We start from the raw sequence: 3,976 nt of genomic DNA on the forward strand, positions 1-3,976 counted from the left end.
GGTGGTAAGGTCTTTTCAGATGAAGTGATGGTAGAGGTGCTAACACCACGAGAAATCGAGATACTAGAATTGGTTAGAAATGGCTTGACCATTGATGATGTCTGTGACAAGGTCTATGTGAGTAAACGTACAGTTTCCAATCACTTGGCCAATATCTTTTCAAAATTGGGAGTGACTAACAGGCAGGAGGCGATTCACATCGCTGAGCAGTTGGGCTATTTTCCACCAGATTAAAAAGTTGCAGAAGATGCAGCTTTTTTAATTTCTGTGCTACTTCTTGTGTGAGTCTCTTCTTGAAAAAAACACAAAATTTTGCTAGAATGAGTCTTATGAAAACATTCTATGATGTGCAGCAATTCCTCAAACGATTTGGTATTATTGTTTACATGGGAAAACGCTTATATGATATTGAACTGATGAAGTTGGAGCTCTCTCGAATTTACGATGCAGGGTTGATGGACAAATTAGACTATCTGGAAGCGGAAGCAGTTCTTCGCAGGGAGCACAAGGTAGAATTGGATTATATTGAGAAAAATGGAGAAAAGAACTAATGGTTACTTGGATTTTGTGGGCACTTATACTAGCAATGTTGGCATGGATGGGCTTTAACTATCTTCGTATTCGCCGTGCGGCTAAAATTGTGGACAATGAGGAATTTGAAGCCTTGATTCGTACGGGTCAATTGATTGATTTGCGTGACCCAGCAGAATTCCACAGAAAACATATCCTTGGTGCCCGCAATATTCCTTCAAGTCAGTTGAAGACCAGTCTTGCAGCCCTTCGTAAGGATAAACCTGTCCTTCTTTACGAAAACCAACGTGCGCAACGTGTCACAAATGCGGCCCTTTACTTGAAAAAACAAGGTTTTTCTGAGATTTATATCCTTTCTTATGGTTTGGATTCTTGGAAAGGAAAGTGAAAGTTGAGAAATAAAAAAACGAGCTTGGATGTTTTCGAGCTCATTTTTTAACCACTTTTTCTAAGAAATTCACGAATGTTTGCTAACTCTTGGGAGTTTAGGTGGCGGTAGTATCCCTCTTGCAGGTTTTCATCCAAGCTCCAAGGCCCGAAATGGGTACGTTTGAGTGAGGTCACCTTGACACCAACCGAGAGAAACATTTTCTTAACCTGATGAAATTTTCCTTCTGAAATGGTGATAGAGGCTTGACTGAGGGAAGGACTTGCAGATAGAATCTCTAGTCTTGCGGGTTTACAGACAGTACCATCTAAAAAGACAATTCCCTTTTGAAAGGCTTGGATATGGTCAGGTGTTAGAAGTCCATTCACCTCAACTCGATAAGTTTTATCGACATGATATTGGGGATGGAGGAGCTGAAAGCCTAAGGGACCGTTATCGGTCAAGAGGAGGAGGCCAGTCGTATCTCTGTCCAGTCGGCCGACGGCATAGAGTTTATCAGACTGGATGTCAGGCGACAGCAGGTCTATGACGGTTGGAAGTTTCTTGTCTTTGTTGGCTGTCACGACACCAGCAGGCTTATGAAGCATAAGATAGGTGTGCTCATAGCCTTGAATGATTCGGTCCTGAAAAAGGAGTTCTTGTAGTCCTGTATCGATATTTTGAGCTAGGGAGCGGGCTGGGCAAGCATCGACGAGAATTTCCCCTTTGAGTAAGGCTTGTTTCATGGCCTTTCGGCTGATTTTTTCTTGAGCTAATAAATTATCTAAACGCATACTGTGCCTATCTTATCATAAGTCGCTTGCTTTGAAAAGGCTTGACGTGAAAAGAAAAGCAGAGTGAAAACATTTACACTTGCTTGAGTTATGTTATTTACTTGAAAATATGGTATAATCGTTCAGTTAGAAAATAAATTTTGAATATTATAGAGGAAATCATGACAAAATTAAGAGAAGATATCCGTAACATTGCGATTATCGCCCACGTTGACCACGGTAAAACAACCCTCGTTGACGAATTATTGAAACAATCAGAAACGCTTGATGCACGTACTGAATTGGCTGAGCGTGCTATGGACTCAAACGATATCGAAAAAGAGCGTGGAATTACCATCCTTGCTAAGAATACAGCCGTTGCCTACAACGGAACTCGTATCAACATCATGGACACACCAGGACACGCGGACTTCGGTGGAGAAGTTGAGCGTATCATGAAAATGGTTGACGGTGTTGTCTTGGTCGTAGATGCTTACGAAGGAACCATGCCACAGACTCGTTTCGTTTTGAAAAAAGCTTTGGAACAAGACCTTGTCCCAATCGTTGTTGTTAACAAAATCGACAAACCATCAGCTCGCCCGGCTGAAGTAGTGGACGAAGTATTGGAACTTTTCATCGAGCTTGGTGCAGATGACGACCAGCTTGATTTCCCAGTGGTTTATGCTTCAGCGATCAACGGAACTTCTTCATTGTCAGATGATCCAGCTGACCAAGAAGCGACTATGGCACCAATCTTTGACACGATTATCGACCATATCCCAGCTCCAGTAGATAACTCAGATGAGCCTTTGCAGTTCCAAGTGTCACTTTTGGACTACAACGACTTCGTTGGACGTATCGGTATCGGTCGTGTCTTCCGTGGTACTGTTAAGGTTGGGGACCAAGTTACTCTGTCTAAACTTGATGGCACAACTAAAAACTTCCGTGTTACAAAACTCTTCGGTTTCTTTGGTTTGGAACGTCGTGAAATCCAAGAAGCCAAAGCAGGTGATTTGATTGCCGTTTCAGGTATGGAAGATATCTTTGTCGGTGAAACTATTACTCCGACAGACGCAGTTGAAGCGCTTCCAATCCTACACATCGATGAGCCAACTCTTCAAATGACTTTCTTGGTCAACAACTCACCATTTGCTGGTAAAGAAGGTAAATGGGTAACTTCTCGTAAGGTAGAAGAACGCTTGCAGGCCGAATTGCAAACAGACGTTTCCCTTCGTGTTGACCCAACTGATTCACCAGATAAATGGACTGTTTCAGGACGTGGAGAATTGCACTTGTCAATCCTTATCGAAACAATGCGTCGTGAGGGATATGAACTTCAAGTATCTCGTCCAGAAGTTATCGTAAAAGAAATCGACGGTGTTAAATGTGAACCATTTGAACGTGTTCAAATCGACACTCCAGAAGAATACCAAGGGTCTGTTATCCAAAGCCTTTCTGAACGTAAGGGTGAAATGTTGGATATGATTTCAACTGGTAATGGTCAAACTCGTTTGGTCTTCCTTGTTCCAGCGCGTGGTTTGATTGGATACTCAACTGAGTTCTTGTCAATGACTCGTGGTTACGGTATCATGAACCATACCTTCGATCAATACTTGCCGTTGATTCCAGGGGAAATTGGTGGTCGTCACCGCGGTGCCCTTGTTTCTATCGATGCTGGTAAGGCTACAACTTACTCAATCATGTCTATCGAAGAACGTGGTACAATCTTTGTCAACCCAGGTACTGAGGTTTACGAAGGAATGATCATCGGTGAAAACTCTCGTGAAAACGATTTGACAGTTAACATCACTAAGGCAAAACAAATGACTAACGTTCGTTCAGCTACTAAGGACCAAACAGCTGTCATCAAGACACCTCGTATCTTGACACTTGAAGAGTCTCTTGAGTTCTTGAACGACGATGAGTACATGGAAGTAACACCTGAGTCTATCCGTTTGCGTAAACAAATCCTTAATAAGGCAGAGCGTGAGAAAGCTAACAAGAAGAAAAAATCAGCTGAATAAGAGCTAGAAAGAGAGAAAGATGGTCTATTTAGTCCTAGGAATTTTACTGCTCCTACTCTATGTATTTGCGACACCAGAAAGCATTAAAGGGACAGTCAATATCGTCGCTATGGTATGTATTTTAGTGGCACTCTTGGTTTTGTTGGCTCTATCTTTTCTGAAAATTTTTCAATTACCAACCGAAATATTCCTAGCAATAGCCATGTTAATCCTAGCTTACTTTAGTGTGAGAGACATCACACTCATGCCAGTCAAAAAAAGTAAAAAGGAAGATAAAAAAG

At 42.0% G+C, this 3,976-nt stretch carries 6 protein-coding genes; 5 read left to right on the forward strand and 1 reads right to left on the reverse strand.

Features of this window, described 5'->3' with window-relative positions:
• The 3 genes from SMIDD26_RS11350 to SMIDD26_RS02445 form a co-directional block, all read left to right on the forward strand.
• On the forward strand, nucleotides 1-234 hold a 234-nt coding region (locus tag SMIDD26_RS11350; protein ID WP_134990137.1), incomplete at its 5' end, for a response regulator transcription factor.
• A gap of 47 nt (nucleotides 235-281) precedes the next feature.
• Nucleotides 282-551 carry a YqgQ family protein gene (locus SMIDD26_RS02440; RefSeq protein WP_000051787.1) on the forward strand — a complete coding sequence of 90 codons (270 nt, stop codon included), beginning with the start codon at nucleotides 282-284 and terminating at the stop codon, nucleotides 549-551.
• Nucleotides 551-919 (forward strand): rhodanese-like domain-containing protein, encoded by a 369-nt coding sequence (locus SMIDD26_RS02445; RefSeq protein ID WP_061438798.1) that lies wholly within the window; start codon nucleotides 551-553, stop codon nucleotides 917-919. Before SMIDD26_RS02440 ends, SMIDD26_RS02445 begins: the two co-directional genes overlap by 1 nt.
• Before the next feature lie 47 nt (nucleotides 920-966).
• On the opposite strand, the gene SMIDD26_RS02450 is transcribed toward SMIDD26_RS02445, so the two are convergent.
• Complete coding sequence (locus SMIDD26_RS02450; RefSeq protein ID WP_061438799.1) at nucleotides 967-1,692, reverse strand: 16S rRNA pseudouridine(516) synthase; 726 nt, start codon at nucleotides 1,690-1,692, stop codon at nucleotides 967-969.
• A 161-nt stretch (nucleotides 1,693-1,853) separates the two neighbouring features.
• On the opposite strand from SMIDD26_RS02450, the gene typA reads away from it, so the two are divergent.
• Together typA and SMIDD26_RS02460 are read left to right on the forward strand one after the other, a co-directional pair.
• On the forward strand, nucleotides 1,854-3,695 hold the full coding sequence (gene typA / locus SMIDD26_RS02455) for a translational GTPase TypA (protein WP_000164111.1): 1,842 nt from the start codon (nucleotides 1,854-1,856) through the stop codon (nucleotides 3,693-3,695).
• Between the two features lie 19 nt (nucleotides 3,696-3,714).
• Nucleotides 3,715-3,976: DUF3165 family protein (locus tag SMIDD26_RS02460; RefSeq protein ID WP_061438800.1), on the forward strand; the 262-nt coding region annotated here is incomplete at its 3' end.

Source organism: Streptococcus mitis, from assembly GCF_001579035.1.
GTDB classification, from domain to species: Bacteria; Bacillota; Bacilli; order Lactobacillales; family Streptococcaceae; genus Streptococcus; species Streptococcus mitis_J.